Here is a 16,554-nt window from a genome sequence, read left to right on the forward strand (position 1 = left end):
TTTAGTGATGGTGTCCTCCTTCACCTTTTTTCATTTCTGCCATAATGTAATAAGCATTATCAATCACAAATTCCTTCTTGGCATCTTCAGGATTAACGAAGTTGATAGAAGACCAATTTCCATCTTTCACACCTACTTTAACAGGAACTGGTTCGAAGGACCATTCATCTGCTAGCTTTTGTGCTGAAAAGATAAAATATTCATTACCTTCTTTCACCAAAGCTCCCTCCCTAACCGCTAATAAGGACTGTTCTCCAACCAAGACTTGGCCGCGCACATACATTCCAGGGATTAATAAACCCTTCTTATTTTCTATTTCAGCGTGAATATGAACTGCTTTGGGCTCTTGTTCGAATGATTTGCCTACTGCATAAACTTCAGCTTGTAATTCTTCATTTTGGACTGTTTGGACACTAAAACGTACTTTCTGCCCTTTTTCTACTAAATGGACATCTTTTTCAAAAACCATCAAATCAGCATGAATATGCTCAATATTCACTACCTCAAACATTTCAAACTGCGGCGCAACATATTGGCCCGTTTTGATATTGACTTTTTTGATATATCCTGAAATTGAGCTTTTGACCGGTACTTGTTCTGTTACCTCACCATTTTCCAAGACACTTGCCTCAATACCCAATAACTTTAACTGATTTCTCAGGCCATTTACTTGTCCTTTTAGGGCGGCCAAATCAGATTGTATTTTTTGCAAGTCCCTACCAGAACCTACCTCTTTTTCATACAAGGTTTCCTGCCTACTGTTTTCTTTCTCTAAATACTTCAATCTGTTCCAGTCTTGCTGGTAAGCAGTTTGAAGTTTGATCAATTCAGGGTGACTCAATCTGGCCAAAACTTGGCCTTTATTAACATAATCACCCTCGATCACATTAATAACAGCCACATTGGCTCCAATATAAGCCGTAATGGAGGCTTCATTTTGTGGAGGAACTTCCAATTCTCCATTTGCTTCTACATAAGTGGCCACACCTTGCTCACGAACTTTATCTATGGTAAGCTTCAAGCTATTCACTTGATCATCGCTGAGGAGAACTATCTCTCCATGCTCTTCTTCTATAATTTCTTTTGATTTCAGCCCTGCTTCCTGAGGACTATTACACCCTGATCCAAAAGCCATAACGATCAGAGAAAATATGCTGATGTAAGTATTTCTATTCATTGTTTGATTCATTTAGGGGATTTTGAAAATATTCAAGTGCAATCTTACTTTCCAAATATTTGTCCAGCGTTTCTAATGCATCCATCTCGATGGTCAATGCATCACTTAGGTTTTGTAGGAAGGCCACATAGTCTATTGCACCTTCTCTATAAGCCAACAAGGCCCCTTTTTCCTGCTCCATTACTAATCGCAAGGCCTCTTCTTTGTAAAACTGATAAGATGATCGCCACTTATTGTAATTTTGTAAAGCCGTTCGATAAGCAGTTTGGAATTCCATTTGGGTTTGCCTTAGAGATTGGTTCGCTTGCTCTAGACTAATCTTAGCGGATTGCACCTTGGCCTGTGTTTGATTAAATGCCAATGGGACACTAATCCCTAATTGATAAGAATAATATCCAGAATTGCCTGAAACTTCTTGGATGCCATATTGTGCACTTAGCTTTGGTAGATACCCAGATTTAGCCGCTTTCAAAGCAAACTCAGCTAACTCTCTTTTTTCATTAGCCATGTTTATTTGGGGGTGTTCCGAGATAGGAATTGATGGATTCATTAGTTCTAAATAAACCGACTCATCTTCTGAAGAAGTAGTAAACAAAGTGTCACTTACTAACCACAAATTAAACTTTTGAAGAGCTACCTTATAATCATAATATCCTTGGTTTTTCTGTATTTCGATTTGTCCCGATCGGTTTTGAGCTGCCAACCACTCAAGTTTACTGGTTGCTTCAATATCATACCTGATCTTTGCCGCCTTTTCAAAATTTCCGTACAAAGAATCCATCCTTAAGAGAAGTTGGTATTTTAATTTGCTCAGATAAACATCTTTGAAGGCCAAGCTTACTTGTCTTGATAATTCTACTTCTGAGAGATTCAAAGCTGCTTCTGCCAAAGCAACTTGCTGTTTTTGGTAGTTACTTTTTGCTGGAACACCAAAAATATCTAACTCCTGTACCTGAAAACCCACCTGGGTATAAACTCCAACACCATCTGTAATTTCTTCTCCTCCAGTGAATATTTGTGTATTTCCTAAATCCCAAGCCGTTTTCCTCAAAGCCTCCTGTTTATCAATTTCCAATTGTACACTTTTAATCATTGGATAATTATCCTTTGCCTTTTGAATAGCCTCCTGAAGCGTTAGTTCTGGAAGATTCTCCTCTTCTTGGGCGTTGGAAGTAAAAGAGAACAAACCGAACATTAATGTAAAACCCAACATGATTGCAGGCTTGGAAACAGCCATTTTAAAGCGTTTGGCTTCCATCCACTGATAAAGTATAGGCAAAACAAACAAGGTGAGCATAGTAGATGTAATCAATCCCCCAATAACCACAGTAGCCAATGGTCGCTGCACTTCTGCCCCTGAGGATGAAGAAATGGCCATAGGAAGAAAACCCAGAATATCTGTAAGCGCTGTCAACAGAATAGGCCTGATCCTTCTCCTTGTTCCCTTATTGATTCGCTCCAACAAACTTAAATTTCCATCTTCTTTCAACTCATTGAGACCATTGATCAAAACCAGTCCATTCAAAACTGCTACTCCGAAAAGCACGATAAACCCCACGCCCGCAGAAATACTAAATGGCATTCCACGAATCCAAAGAGAAAAAACTCCTCCAATAGCAGCCAACGGAATAGCCATGTAAATCATGAAGGTTTGCCGTAAAGATCCTAATGCGAAAAAGATCAAAATGAATATTGAAGCCAATGCCAAGGGAACGACCAATTTCAGCCGAGAAGTCGCTCTCTCTAGGTTTTCAAAGGCCCCACCATATCTGATATAATAACCAGCTGGCAAATCCAACCTTGAATCCAATTTCTGTTTGATTTCTTGTACCAATGATTTTACATCTCTTCCCCGAACATTTATCCCCACATAAGTCCTTCGGTTTGTATTATCCCTACTGATTTGCATAGGACCTGGCTGGTAGCTTATATCAGCCACTTCTTTTAAAGGAATTTGAGTTCTTTTGACCGTATTGACATATAAATTTTGGACATCATTAATTTGTGTTCTATACAGGGAATCCAGTCTAACAACCAAGTCGAACCTCTTTTCTCCCTCAAAAATCACCCCCGCTTTTTTACCTGCAAATGCTGTTTGAACAACAGTATTTAAATCTTCTACATCTAAATCATATTGAGAAAGTTTCTCCCGGTCATAATTGATCGTCATCTGTGGTAAACCTGTGGTAGCTTCCACTTTCATGTCTGCAACACCTTCAACGCTTGAAACAATTTGGCCGATTTCGTTGGCTTTTTGGGCAAGTACCTCTAAATCCTCTCCAAATAGTTTAATGGCAATGTCCTCTCTCACCCCCGTTAACAGCTCATTGAAGCGCATTTCTATTGGTTGGGTAAATTCATAAGAAACACCTGGTATGACACTAATTTTATCCTTGATTTTTTCAATTAATTCTTCCTTAGTAGAAGCTGATACCCATTCTGACCTTGGGTTAAGAATTATAAAACAATCTCCAATATCCATAGGCATGGGATCAGTAGGAACATCCGCCACCCCAAATCTACTCAGAACCTGATCCACTTCCGGAAAATTGTCCAATATGATGTTTTCAATCTTAGTGGATGTCGCAATTGACTCAGAAAGGGAACTTCCAGGATTTAAAATGATGTGAAATGCTATGTCTCCTTCATCCAGTTGAGGAATAAACTCTCCTCCCATCCTACTAAAAGTAAATACCGTCAATCCAAAAAGCACAATGGAAATGCCCAAAACCCATTTTCCATGTCGAAGAGCACTTTGCAAAAGTGGCGTATACCTATCTTCCAACCAGATCACCACTTTGTCACCCCATGAAGTTTTGTTTTCTTTATCTACACGAATAAAAAATGAGGAAACCATAGGTACATAGGTTAGACAAAGGATCATGGCTCCCAGCATAGCAAAAATGAATGTAAGGGCCATTGGCTTGAACATTTTCCCTTCCACTCCTTCTAAAGCCAATATGGGTAGAAACACGATTAGAATGATCAATTGGCCAAAAAAAGCAGCATTCATCATGCTTTTGGAAGCTTGGCTAGCAGCTTTTTGCCTTGACTTTTTATTCAAATTTTCACCTTTCATGACTTTTTGATGCAACAAGAAAACAGTGCTCTCAACAATGATAACCGCCCCATCCACAATAATCCCAAAATCTATGGCTCCAAGACTCATCAGATTCGCCCAAACATCAAAGACGTTCATTAAAATAAAGGCAAAAAGAAGACTCAACGGAATGGTGGAAGCGACAATTAATCCTCCTCGCCAATTGCCTAATAATATGACTAGCACAAAAATGACAATCAGACCACCTTCCAATAAATTTGAAGTAACCGTTGAGGTGGTTTCTTCCACCAACTTACTTCTGTCTAAAAAAGGCTTGATGGAAATTCCATCAGGTAAAGATTGCTGTATTTGTAATATTCTTGATTTTACAGCTTGAATCACTTGGTCAGAATTGGCACCTTTTAGCATCAAAATCATTCCTCCTACGGCCTCTCCTTGGCCATTCTTGGTCAGTGCTCCATACCTTACAGCTTCCCCATAGCGTACATCAGCCACATCCTTTATTTTAATGGGAAGACCTTCGCGATTGATAACAGAGATGTTTTTTATTTCATCCAAACTGGACACCAATCCTTCCCCTCTTATAAAATTGGCTTGATGGTTTCTTTCTATATAAGCCCCTCCAGTATTCTGGTTGTTCTTTTCGAGTGCTTCAAAAATATCACCCATGGTAATTCCAATCGCTCTAAGCTCATCTGGAGATACAGCCACTTCATACTGTTTGATTTTCCCACCAAAAGCATTTACTTCCACCACCCCTGGCACCATGGCCATTTGCCGCTTAATGATCCAGTCTTGGATCGTTCTCAGATCAGTGTTTGAATATTTATCATGGTAGGAACTATCCACCTCCAGTGTGTATTGGTAAATCTCTCCTAGGCCAGTAGAAATAGGTCCCATCATAGGATTTCCAAATTCTTCTGGGATTTCATCCTTTACATCATTCAGTTTTTCCGCCACCAGTTGCCGTGGAAGATAGGTTCCTTGGTTATCTTCAAAAACGATGGTTACTACTGAAAGTCCAAACCTAGAAACTGACCGGACTTCTTTTACTCCAGGCAAGTTTGCCATGGCCAACTCCACCGGATAGGTCACAAATTGTTCTATATCTTCTGTTCCTAGATTAGGAGCTTGTGTAATTACTTGAACCTGATTGTTTGTAATATCTGGAACTGCATCAATAGGAACCTGCTTAATACTCCAGATTCCCGCCACTATCAAAGCCAATGTTAACAGCCCAATAATAAGCTTATGGTTGATAGAAAAAGATATCAGCTGATTTATCATAAAGTGTTTGCTTACAGATCGATACACATCTTGCATAACCATTTTAGAGCTAAAATGGCCGTGTGCTAAAAGGCATCTGATCTAGTTGTATAATTGAATTGGTACTACCTTAAAATTAAGTAGCGTTTAAAATTGGACGCATTTGTCCTCTGAAATAAAAATTTAGCTTCTAGGTGGTTTTAAAAAATCAAAAAGTTGGATACCAATAAAATCATGATAATGAGCATTTTTTATTGCAATGAAATCTGAAACAAAATTTACGGAAGGTTTCTGAGTGATCATAAAATGAATATGACAACAATGGCAAACGCATAGTGGAGAACAATCATCCCCCATATCTCCATGATGATGACCTGCATCATGATTGGCTATCATCGGCTCTTCTGAAAATGTACCGGATACAGCATCCCCATCAGCACATGGCAAAAGCATCAGTACCAACAAATAATAACGCAATATGATCTGCGTGATCTTCATTAAGGACAAATATACCTAATAAAACCATGCAATGGGATTGCAAAAAATTGAACTGCAAAATTTCCTATTATTTCCCCATAAAAAGACTAACGGAGTTTATTGATTACTTTTTATTTAATAGTCTATCAATAGCCGCAAGAAAATCTCTTGTTTTGAATGGTTTATTGATTGCCTCACTATTTGAAATTTTAGAAAGATCAATAGAGTCATCCACTTGAGTGTAAAAATCATTGATTAACAATACTGGAATATTGTATCCTTTCCGAAATTTTTTAACGAGATCTATGCCAGAACTCTTAAAATCCCAGTTAACAGAAACAATAAGTAAATCAGGCATGAATTCAACTATCTCTGCTTCTACAGCATCTATCCGATTTACTTCCCGAATATCAAATTTGTGTAGATTTAAAATCTCATGAATGTTGTTTGAAAAATTGGTGTCTTTTTCAACAATAATAACTTTCAACATACTTAATTAGGGTGATAAGCTTTTACTTAATTTTTAATAAAAACTGACAACAAAGGAGTTTAATAGTGATTAGGGTAATGCAGTATATTTTCAAATCATCAATTAATCACTAAAATATTACTCATTAAAACCTTTTTTATTACCAGTCTTTAGTAGCACTTTATAAAGTATATTTGGGTTTAAATAACAAAAATATCAATATGAATTACATTTCAAAACAAATATTCTTCAGTATAATGTTATCGTGTTAGTCAAAAAATCAGTTTATTAAGTTTTCACAAGTGATTGAATGGGTAACATAAATTTTAACGATAAAACATCTCTATTTCCTCTTATATTAATTAACTTCATTTGGTTATGTTATTTTTTCATGAAATCAATTCAATTTTATGTTTACAGGTTTTTAATAAATTAACTTACCATTTCAATTAAAACTTACGAATAGAATTATTATGAAAACCTTAACTTTATGCTTGGTACTTATTTCCTGTTTTATGGTGATATCTTGCAGCTCACCTTCTTTCCATACCAACAAAGTAATCGCACATCGAGGCGCTTGGAAAGTAGATCAATTACCTCAAAATTCCATCGCTTCTCTCAATAAAGCCATCCAAATTGGATGTGAAGGCTCAGAGTTTGATGTTTGGATGACCTCAGATGAAGTCCTGGTAGTAAATCATGATGCTGACTTTCAAGGATTACCAATTGAAACCAGCACTTATGCGCAATTATTGGAACTCAGCCACGAAAATGGAGAGAAAATATCTACCGTAAAACAATACCTGCAAAAGGGAATGGAGCAAAACACAACTAAATTAATTTTTGAAATCAAACCATCAAAAATAAGTGTTGAAAGAAGTAAACTCATTGCTGAAAAATCGGTAAAAACAGTAAAAGAACTTAAGGCCGAAAAATGGGTAGACTACATTACCTTTAGTTATGAGGGAGGGTTGAAAGCCATAGAAACAGACCCCAATGCAAATGTGGCCTATCTGAGTGGAGATAAGACCCCAGAAGAATTATCAAAAGCTGGCTTTTTTGGCTTTGATTATAATATTAATGTATTGAAAAATAATCCTGAATGGATCCAACAAGCTCAGGATTTAGGATTGACGGTCAATTCTTGGACAGTCAATAAAGAAGAAGATATGAAGTGGTTATTGGAGCAAAAAGCTGATTTTATCACCACGGATGAACCTGAATTTCTTTTAAAGCTAATTGAAGAAAATCAAGAATAGTCAATGGATTATCAAGGAGACTTCTTATACGTCTCCTTGATCTTTTGATATTCCTCCAAAGTATCAATATCTGTTTTCCCATCTTCAAAAGAAACAGATACAGTATTAGTGATATGATTCAATATCACTTTTTTACCTCCTTTATCTCCTTTAAGTTCCAATAACTCTGGAAAAAGCTTTTGATCAAAAATGGCAGGAACGCCCAATCCCGCATTGTATTGACTCGCCACTATTGAGGTGTCGCTGTTTTGCCACTTTGATAAAAGATCAAAAAGGTGCTTGGAGGAAAGAAATGGTTGATCGCAAACCATTATCAGGACACCATCCAAATTATTGCACAAACCTAAGGCTGATTGAAGCCCATATTTAATGGAAGAGCCCATTCCTTGTTTATAGTGTATATTAATAGCTGTGGAGACATTTAGACCCTCTAGTTCCTTCTCAACTTGATCAGCATAATGTCCCAAAACAATTACAACATCCTTTGGACTAACTGAAATAGCTATATTAGCAGCTTTCTGGATCAAGCTTTGGCCATTAAGCTGGAGCAGTTGTTTGGCTTCGCCTAAACGCTTTGATAAACCTGCTGCCAGAATAATGATGGAAAATGTCTTTTGCCCCACTTCTGCTTAGTTATTTTTTATTAGTTCCTCCAATGAGATATTATTTCTTTCAGGGTGGATACTATCTTTGAATTTATGGAGAAAAGTGCCAGTTCTATTTGAAAAAACAGCTTTTATCTCTGAAATAATAGCAAGGGCAATTTCTTCCGCTGTTTCTGCCCCGACATCCAAACCTACAGGACTGTACATAGGGAAAGTCAATAATGAACCTTTTTCAGACTTCATTTCCTTCTTAATACTCTCCCATTTTTTTCTTGGTCCTAACATTCCCACATACTTGGGTTTTAATTGAACCAACCTTTTAACCAAAGCTCTATCATAGTTATAATTATGTGTCATTAAAAGAACAGCAGTTCTTGGATCCAACTGCACTTGATCAAGAACTTTTTCAGGTTGCCCTATGATCACCTGACAATTAGGAAAGCGATGATGGTCCGCATAACTTGGTCTTCCATCCAGTAAGATCATCTCCCATCCCAAAATTTCGGCCATCTCTACCAATGGAATAATGTCATTGCCAGCACCAGCTATAACCAATCTAATTGGAGCAGGTAAATATTGCATAAAAGCCGTTAGCTCTTTGCCCTGATATTCTAAATTCCTGAAGCTTGATCTTTGATTGGAAAGTACATCACTTATGCTTTTAGATAGATCAATATTAAATCTTTCTCTATTTTCAATTTGTCCTTCAACAGCATAAATAATTGTACCTTGATGAACAGATCTTGGCTGGTTTAAGTCAAAAATTGTAACCAATACTGCAGCTTCTCTTTGAAGGGTTGCCTGTTCTAAAATGCGAATGGGATTCATTGGATCGTTTTGATCTATGGGTTCTATCAGTACCCTAATGATTCCTTCACATCCCAGCCCAACACCAATTATAGCATCATACTCATCTGATGTATCATAAGTTTGCGTCAAAGGCTTTCCTTGCATCATTACCATCAAGGCTTTTCTCAAGGCATCACCCTCCAAACATCCACCACTGATCGCCCCAGTCAGCTTTCCATCATCCGCGACCAACATTCTGGCTCCGGGTCCGCGATAGGAAGAACCTTCCACGTGAACGACAGTGGCCAAAGCAGCAGATTTACCATCCTTTTTAGCACTATTATAAGCCGATATAATGGATTTTATCTCCTTCATTTCACACGATATTCATTTTCAGATCCAATACCGTATCCCGAATTACCTTCAAAGCGGTCTCCACTTCTTCTTTGGTTGTAAATCTTCCTAAACTGAACCGAATAGCGTTTAAGGCATCCTCATCAGACATACCAATTGCCTTAAGCACATGGGAAGGTCGATGAATGATGGATGAGCAAGCACTTCCCCTACTCACTGCCATGTATTTGCTAAGGTTAAGTATTAGCCTTTCTCCCTCAACTCCGCTAAAACTAACATTACTGACGTTGGGAAGTCTATTTCCATTAAAAGCTTGAATAATCACCCCTGACAACTCCCCAAGTTTTAATTCAAAATAATCACGCAGAGAGCTTAACTGTTCAAATTCTACCTCCATATAGTGATAGCATAAGGCCGCAGCTTTTCCGAATCCCACTATGCCAGGGACATTCATCGTCCCACTTCTGAAGCTTCCCTCCTGTTTTCCTCCATGAAGGAATGGACCAAGCTTAGATTTCAAATCTGAATTGGCAATATATAATCCTCCAATACCTTTTGGGCCGTACATCTTATGGGCAGAAAAAGCCATATATGCTATCGGTGAAGAGGAAAGATCCATGGGAATTTTACCCACTGCCTGTGTACCATCACAAATCAGGTCAATATTATATTTGACAGTTATTTCTCCTATTTTATCTATAGGAAGAATCGTACCAATTTCATTATTGGCATACATGCAAACGAAACCAAGTGTATTGTCTTGGATGCTACTTTCCAAATCATCCAACAAAATCTGGCCATTTTGGTCCACTTCCAAAAAGGTAAGCTCAGCACCCTGCTCTTGTAAATAGGCCATTGTATCCAAAACTGCACTATGCTCTATTTTGGTTGTAATAAAATGACCTTTACGTCCATTATTATGAAACAATCCTTTCAATACCCAGTTGATCGATTCGGTCGCCCCACTTGTAAAGATCAAATCCTTTGGTTTACAATTGATCAGAGTGGCTAACTGTTGTCTGGCAACTTCCACGGCCTCTTTGCTCTCCCACCCCAATAAATGATCATTACTCGATGGATTACCAAAATGATGGGAAAAGTAAGGCATCATCACTTTGACCACCTCAGGATCACAAGGGGTAGTTGCACAATAATCCAAATAAATTGGTCTCTTCATTGAGATATTAGTCAATATTCAACAAAATTGAACTTAGTTTGAATCAAACGAAAATGTCACTCTTTATAAATGGCTGAGCGGTCAACCTAACATTAATAGCCGCAAAAACAGCATTTGCCAATGCGGCTCCTGCAGGTGGTAAACCAGGTTCCCCAAGCCCCATAGGACTCTCATCACTTTGAATAAAATGAACTTCGATTTCTGGGACTTCTTTCATTTTAATCAACCTATATTGATCAAAATTTAATTGGTCAGCTTTGCCATTGGTAAGTGTAATTTCGCCATATAAGGCATGTCCCAATCCATCAATAATCCCACCCTCAACCTGTGTTTCTGCACCACTTTTATTAATCACTATCCCACAATCCACCGCACAATACACTTTCTTTATTTTGAGCTTTCCATCATTCATTTTTTCTAATTCTACCACTTCAGCAACATAGGAGCCAAAGGAAAAATGAGCAGCCAAACCTTGATATATTCCGTCCGGTTTTACTTTGTTCCATCCTGCCATGTCAGCTACTTTCTTCAGCACATTCGCATATCGCTCAGTATCATAATCAACTTTTCCTACAGGATTATCCTCTGCCTGCTTGAGTAGTTCCAGCCGAAATGTAAGCGGATCCTTTCCGGTTCTATTGGCTATTTCATCAACAAAAGACTCCTCAGTAAAGGCTATAAAATTATGATTGGGTGCTCTCCAAGGCCCTGTTGTGACAGGTGTTTCGTATAACCTAGAATCTACCCTAAAGTTTTCCACTGCCCCTGCTGGGAAATTATCCTGGCGGGAAAGATTACCAGAACAACCAATTGAATCATGATGCCAAGCGATTAAATTATGGTCCGCATCTAATGCAGCTTTGTATCTGTAATAGCCCATTGGACGGTAAAATCCTCCTCCCATATCATCCTCTCTGGTCCAGATCACATTTACTGGAACCTGAGCAAGCTTGGAGACCATGGCTGCCTCTTCTACAAAATCAGACATTAATCGCCTACCGAAACCTCCTCCCATTCGGGTTAATCCCAACTGGATTTTTTCTTCCGGAATTCCAATCTGCTCAGCTACTCTTTTTCTTGTTCTTTCTGGTGTTTGAATGGGTCCATATAGTTCAGCACTATCTGTTTTCACATCTGCAAAGAAATTCATCGGCTCCAAGGTATTATGGGGAAGAAATGGTGCTTCAAAATCAAGGCTAATGATTTCTTCAACTCCCTCAAAAGCAGTATCTATATTTCCATCATTCCGTTTTGGATCCTGATTTGACTTGGTCTCCAGCGCTTTCTTAAAATTAGTAAGATAATCTTTTGTACTGTCAAAGCTTTCATTGCCTGTCCATTCAATCTTCAAAGCTTTGACACCCTGCATGGCAGCCCAGGTATTATTGGCGAGTACTGCGATTTTATGATCAAAGTCGATTACTTTCTCCACCCCAGAGACTTTTAGACTTTCTGTCGAATCATAAGAAACTAGTTCCTGACCAAAAGCAGGTGGCCGAGAAATACATACATATTTCATTCCCTCTCGCTTCGTATCAATCCCGTACAATTGTTTACCTGTAACAATTGCATCATTATCTACATTAGCAATTCGCTTCCCTAATAGTTTGTATGTCCCTGGTGATTTTAGAGGCACATCTTCAGGAACTTTTTGTGCAACAGCTGAATTAACCAAATCACCATATTTGAATTGTTTGTCACTATCCTTATGATAAACCGATCCGGCTGATGTATAGCATGAAGAAGACTCAACGCCCCATGCTGCAGCAGCTGCATTGATCAACATTACCCTTGCAGTTGCCCCTGCTTTTCTAAAAGAATCCCAGCTTGACCTAATAGAACCACTTCCTCCAGCTACCTGCCTGCTATACTTTTCTGTATCCAAACCCGCTTGTTCTATTTTTACGTTTTTCCAATCTACATCCAGCTCTTCAGCAACAATCATAGGAAGTGATGTTTTTACCCCTTGTCCTATTTCAGGATTGGGAGACATTAAGGTGACCATTCCTGAAGAATCTATCTTGACAAATGCATTGAAATCTACCTGCTCATGAATCACTCCCTCTCCTGATGAGTTATTACAGGCTCCCAACCAACTAAATCCCAATAGCATTCCTCCTCCAGAAGCCAAGCTTACTTTCATAAAGCCTCTACGGTTCATAACTCCTAACTCCTTCATGACTTACCTCCTTCAGCAGCCAATTTGATGGCCGATTTGATACGATTATACGTTCCACATCGACAAACATTGGTCATCCCTCTATGGATATCCTCATCCGAGGGATTGGGCTTTTTATTTATTAGGTCAACAGCGGCCATGATTTGGCCGGCCTGACAATAGCCACATTGGGGCACATCCATTTCCTTCCAGGCCACTTGTGTGGGATGACTTCCATCATCAGAAAGTCCTTCTATCGTGGTAATTTTAGCATCACCTACATTCGAAATCGGCAATACACATGAGCGCATCGCTTTTCCATCAAAATGAATCGTACAAGCCCCACATTGGGCTATTCCACATCCATATTTGGTACCTGTGAGGCCAATGATATCCCTGATTACCCACAAAAGTGGCATTTGGGGATCAACATCAACGTCATATTTCTTTTGGTTGATTGTCAGATTAAATTGGGACATTTTATTTGATTTTAGGTTAGTGACGAGATCAAAACTCATAGCATTGCTTGTGTTGTCTACATTCAATTTACCAATCAAATTTTAAAAAAGATAGCCGGATGAATTTATTTCTATGAACGGCATATCTAAGCCCAATATGGATTAAAAAGCCTCTCCAATATAAATATAAAAACCATGACCTTCTTGGGTAAAAGCAGCATCCAGTCTGGTATAAATATCCTTATTGGGAAATAGCAGGAAGCGGATACCAGCACCAGCAGACCACACCATTTTATCCAAAGATAAATTACTGAAATCGGAAAATACAGTTCCAGTGCCGGCAAACATTGCTGCTCCAAAACGATTGGAAAAACCTAAGGGCAAAGGTAAAAACCTAAGCTCTACTTGTGAGGAAATGTAATTTTTATCCCTAAATCTTCCATAATAATAGCCCCTCATCATACTCTCACCGCCAAGAGCACTCATCATATTGAAAGGGACATCTCCTGTATTGAACTGTCCAAAAAGTTGAGCTGCAAAAACATTGTCCTTGCCTACTGGACGATAAATTCTATTATCTGAAACTATCGTTCCAAACTCATAAGTAGCTTCCCAAAACGGTGCGTATTTTAGATAAGCTAACTCAGAGAACAAACCATTTCGAACATTGAGCACATTATGACGGTTATCATAAACAAAGCCAAGACCTAATCCTAAATTCGTTGATCCCTCACTCCCGATCGGCATTTCAATGCTCGCTCCTTCTTCCTTGGGATGAAATTCCACCGAACCAAAACGGTTCAAGTCAAGTTCCATCCCTACATAAAAGTCTTTCTTTAGTTTCCTCAGCACCCTCTCTTTAATGAGCACTTGCCGAGAATCCACTAAAGCCAAGTATTCTTCAGGTGTATCCGGTCCCAATCCATAGTAATACATCGGAAACCTTTGGAACCTCAAACGTCCCAAGAAAAACCAATCCTCTTTATCGGAATAAACTGCATGATCAAACCAAAATCCATATTGCCCTTCCAAAGTAACAAAAGTAAACCCATTGATTTCACTCAAGCGATTCGCTGTATCTTTTTTGGCGTAGTAAACATATAAGGAGCTCAGTCCAATTTCCCAACTTGTCTCTGGCGCATAGGCCAAGGTAGGGTAAACAAAAAACTGGGGTTCGGAAACATCACTGGAATCATTGATAATGCTATTCCAATATCGCTTTATAAAGCTTTGTTTTTGTGCCTCAGCTAAGGTGTAACTCAGTAGCCACACCATAAAAGACAAAAATATATTTTTCCTCATGAACAATCTGCTAAAGATTCTAGATTAGCTTTATAACGCTAATACTTTAAGATGGTTGGCAAATTATCAAAATAGAAGAAAAATAATGCTTAAATGACATTATAATTACATGAGAGTTGTAATATAATCAAAATCCCCAACCAATCATTCTTATGATTTCATCAGTAGAAGGAGGAACAACTGTCCCTGAAGGCCTTCCATAAATTTTTTCATTGAGGTATTTTAGGGCCGGACCAATCCAATAAGTGCTCTCACTGTCTTCAGCCCTCAATAAGAAACCTTTTTGCACAAATAAAGTTAATTCTTTAAAAATATATTCAGAATTAATTTCCATATGGTCTTTATCCATGCTCCTAAGCTCTGCCATATCCGACAATAAAACTGTTAACCTGTTTTTATCCTTCTCATACTCATTTCCCAAAATCAAATGTTTATGAGTGTTTTCCATCAAAGGAATTAAACCATTATTCTTATTGTAAGTTCTTAGCATATCCAAGACCATCATATTGCTGGTACCTTCCCAAATTGGTAAAACAAGTGTGTCTCTCATAAATTTGGGGAGAATGGTATCTTCCATATACCCCATCCCTCCCATCAGTTCCATACATTCCCGTATTCCATATACAGCTGTTTCAGCTGTTTGTCTTTTCACCATAGGAGTAATCATTCTCAAAACTTGTCCACTTGAAGCATCCCCACTATCTGCCTTATCCAGGAATGATATGGCTTTCCAAGTCAGGTAAAAGTCTGCCGTATACCTGCAACATAAATCATATAATTTGTTCCTAACAAGTGCATGATCCAAAACTCTCCTACCAAAAGAGTGACGATGTGAAAGAAATTGATAAGCCTCTATCAAACACCTTCTAAAAGCTGAAACTGCAATCACCGAATTCCACAATCGGGAGAGGTTGATCATTTCAACCATGATTTTGAAGCCTTCACCTTCTTTGCCTATCAATTTCCCAAAAGTATCTGTCAAGATGATTTCAGCACTAGCCATTGATTTAGTTCCCAACTTATCTTTTAGCCGAATGATATCCATAGGGTTAATTTGCCCGTCAGGCTTATGCTTTTCAACTAAAAATAAAGAAAGACCTTCAGTTCCTTTCACATCAGGATTGGTCCTAGCTAAAACCAACTTGATTTCTGCATTTGCATTACTACAGAACCACTTTTCACCATTCAATAAGTAATAGCTACTATCAATTCTTTGAGCAGAAACCAAATTTTTACCTACATCAGACCCACCTGATTTTTCAGTTAAAAACATGGCACCGGTAAACAATTGTTCTACATCATTGGTATAAATATGTTTCATTAACCGATCCCTATCTTCTGCATCCGCAAAACTATTGATCACCCTTGCTACCCCATCAGTCATACAAAGAGGACAGCTTACACCGCTTTCACCCATCCCGTAGAGAAATGCCAAACTAAAGCACAATCGATTGGAATAACCCTTGTATTCTTCTCTGAGTTCGGGATCCCATTTGACAGAGAGCATACCTGACTCTACTGCTATCTGCAACAGTTTTTTATAATCTGGATGAAAAACAATTTCATTTATGGTCCTTCCATAAGCATCTCTTTTTTTTAAAAAAGGTGGATTTTTGTCAGCAGAAAGAGAAAAATGATCTAATAATGATGCAGCTTTATAGCCTAAACGACTTAGTTTTGGTTGCATAAACGCCCATGCCTCTTTGGATATCTCCTTTTGAAGAAAATGAACAAAAATTTGATCACTGACAAAAAAATTTTTGCTAGGCATGTAGGCATTGTCTAGCACAGTGTCGGAAGTGAATAATTTACCATAAGAAAAATTTAGAACTCCTTCCATAAATTAAATTTAACCTATTAGTTAATCTAATAAAATTTTAGGTGAGAAGTAAACAATAATTAACAACATTTATCAATTTAGCCCTCATCCCTTTTAATAAGAACGAAAAAACAATTGAATCGTTTGTTGAAATATTACTTTAACCCTTAACAGTAATGTAAA

General features: G+C 38.1%; 12 protein-coding genes. 1 reads left to right on the top strand and 11 read right to left on the bottom strand.

Annotated elements, in window-relative coordinates; translation table 11 throughout:
* Window position 1: 1 nt before the first annotated feature.
* From IFO69_RS11370 to IFO69_RS11385, 4 genes are all read right to left on the bottom strand, one after another.
* On the bottom strand, window positions 2–1,177 hold the full coding sequence (locus IFO69_RS11370) for an efflux RND transporter periplasmic adaptor subunit (RefSeq protein WP_192010219.1): 1,176 nt from the start codon (window positions 1,175–1,177) through the stop codon (window positions 2–4).
* Window positions 1,170–5,525 (bottom strand): CusA/CzcA family heavy metal efflux RND transporter, encoded by a 4,356-nt coding sequence (locus IFO69_RS11375; RefSeq protein ID WP_192010220.1) that lies wholly within the window; start codon window positions 5,523–5,525, stop codon window positions 1,170–1,172. The genes IFO69_RS11370 and IFO69_RS11375 overlap by 8 nt, the downstream gene beginning before the upstream one ends.
* Window positions 5,526–5,687: 162 nt before the next feature.
* Window positions 5,688–6,002, bottom strand: a complete 315-nt coding sequence (locus IFO69_RS11380; protein WP_192010221.1) for a DUF6660 family protein — start codon at window positions 6,000–6,002, stop codon at window positions 5,688–5,690.
* Window positions 6,003–6,105: 103 nt separating this feature from the next.
* Entirely contained in the window at window positions 6,106–6,471 is a 366-nt protein-coding gene (locus tag IFO69_RS11385) for a response regulator (RefSeq protein WP_192010222.1), read from the bottom strand.
* A gap of 452 nt (window positions 6,472–6,923) precedes the next feature.
* Here IFO69_RS11385 and IFO69_RS11390 point away from each other — a divergent pair, with 452 nt between their 5' ends.
* On the top strand, window positions 6,924–7,709 hold the full coding sequence (locus tag IFO69_RS11390; RefSeq protein ID WP_192010223.1) for a glycerophosphodiester phosphodiesterase: 786 nt from the start codon (window positions 6,924–6,926) through the stop codon (window positions 7,707–7,709).
* A gap of 11 nt (window positions 7,710–7,720) precedes the next feature.
* Here the strand turns inward: IFO69_RS11390 and IFO69_RS11395 are convergent, their stop codons facing one another.
* The 7 genes from IFO69_RS11395 to IFO69_RS11425 form a co-directional block, all read right to left on the bottom strand.
* Window positions 7,721–8,332, bottom strand: a complete 612-nt coding sequence (locus tag IFO69_RS11395) for a nucleotidyltransferase family protein (RefSeq protein WP_192010224.1) — start codon at window positions 8,330–8,332, stop codon at window positions 7,721–7,723.
* 6 nt (window positions 8,333–8,338) lie between these two features.
* The gene (locus IFO69_RS11400; protein ID WP_192010225.1) at window positions 8,339–9,478 is read right to left on the bottom strand and encodes an XdhC family protein; all 1,140 of its coding nucleotides are present in this window, start codon (window positions 9,476–9,478) and stop codon (window positions 8,339–8,341) included.
* A gap of 1 nt (window position 9,479) precedes the next feature.
* Entirely contained in the window at window positions 9,480–10,634 is a 1,155-nt protein-coding gene (locus tag IFO69_RS11405; protein WP_192010226.1) for a cysteine desulfurase family protein, read from the bottom strand.
* Window positions 10,635–10,677: 43 nt separating this feature from the next.
* Entirely contained in the window at window positions 10,678–12,813 is a 2,136-nt protein-coding gene (locus tag IFO69_RS11410; protein ID WP_192010227.1) for a xanthine dehydrogenase family protein molybdopterin-binding subunit, read from the bottom strand.
* Window positions 12,810–13,271, bottom strand: coding sequence for a (2Fe-2S)-binding protein (locus IFO69_RS11415; protein ID WP_192010228.1), 462 nt, complete (start codon window positions 13,269–13,271; stop codon window positions 12,810–12,812). Before IFO69_RS11415 ends, IFO69_RS11410 begins: the two co-directional genes overlap by 4 nt.
* Window positions 13,272–13,412: 141 nt before the next feature.
* Window positions 13,413–14,552, bottom strand: coding sequence for a BamA/TamA family outer membrane protein (locus IFO69_RS11420; protein WP_192010229.1), 1,140 nt, complete (start codon window positions 14,550–14,552; stop codon window positions 13,413–13,415).
* Between the two features lie 127 nt (window positions 14,553–14,679).
* Entirely contained in the window at window positions 14,680–16,392 is a 1,713-nt protein-coding gene (locus tag IFO69_RS11425) for an acyl-CoA dehydrogenase family protein (RefSeq protein ID WP_192010230.1), read from the bottom strand.
* Between the last annotated feature and the right edge of the window lie 162 nt (window positions 16,393–16,554).

The sequence above is a fragment of the Echinicola arenosa genome (genome assembly GCF_014841125.1).
Taxonomy (GTDB): Bacteria; Bacteroidota; Bacteroidia; order Cytophagales; family Cyclobacteriaceae; genus Echinicola; species Echinicola arenosa.

Bases quoted from the DNA above. Each gene is read 5' to 3' on its own strand.
- IFO69_RS11370 (WP_192010219.1), bottom strand. From the start codon at position 1,177: ATGAATAGAAATACTTACATCAGCATATTTTCTCTGATCGTTATGGCT.
- IFO69_RS11375 (WP_192010220.1), bottom strand. From the start codon at position 5,525: ATGATAAATCAGCTGATATCTTTTTCTATCAACCATAAGCTTATTATT.
- IFO69_RS11380 (WP_192010221.1), bottom strand. From the start codon at position 6,002: ATGAAGATCACGCAGATCATATTGCGTTATTATTTGTTGGTACTGATG.
- IFO69_RS11385 (WP_192010222.1), bottom strand. From the start codon at position 6,471: ATGTTGAAAGTTATTATTGTTGAAAAAGACACCAATTTTTCAAACAAC.
- IFO69_RS11390 (WP_192010223.1), top strand. From the start codon at position 6,924: ATGAAAACCTTAACTTTATGCTTGGTACTTATTTCCTGTTTTATGGTG.
- IFO69_RS11400 (WP_192010225.1), bottom strand. From the start codon at position 9,478: ATGAAGGAGATAAAATCCATTATATCGGCTTATAATAGTGCTAAAAAG.
- IFO69_RS11405 (WP_192010226.1), bottom strand. From the start codon at position 10,634: ATGAAGAGACCAATTTATTTGGATTATTGTGCAACTACCCCTTGTGAT.
- IFO69_RS11410 (WP_192010227.1), bottom strand. From the start codon at position 12,813: ATGAAGGAGTTAGGAGTTATGAACCGTAGAGGCTTTATGAAAGTAAGC.
- IFO69_RS11415 (WP_192010228.1), bottom strand. From the start codon at position 13,271: ATGTCCCAATTTAATCTGACAATCAACCAAAAGAAATATGACGTTGAT.
- IFO69_RS11420 (WP_192010229.1), bottom strand. From the start codon at position 14,552: ATGAGGAAAAATATATTTTTGTCTTTTATGGTGTGGCTACTGAGTTAC.
- IFO69_RS11425 (WP_192010230.1), bottom strand. From the start codon at position 16,392: ATGGAAGGAGTTCTAAATTTTTCTTATGGTAAATTATTCACTTCCGAC.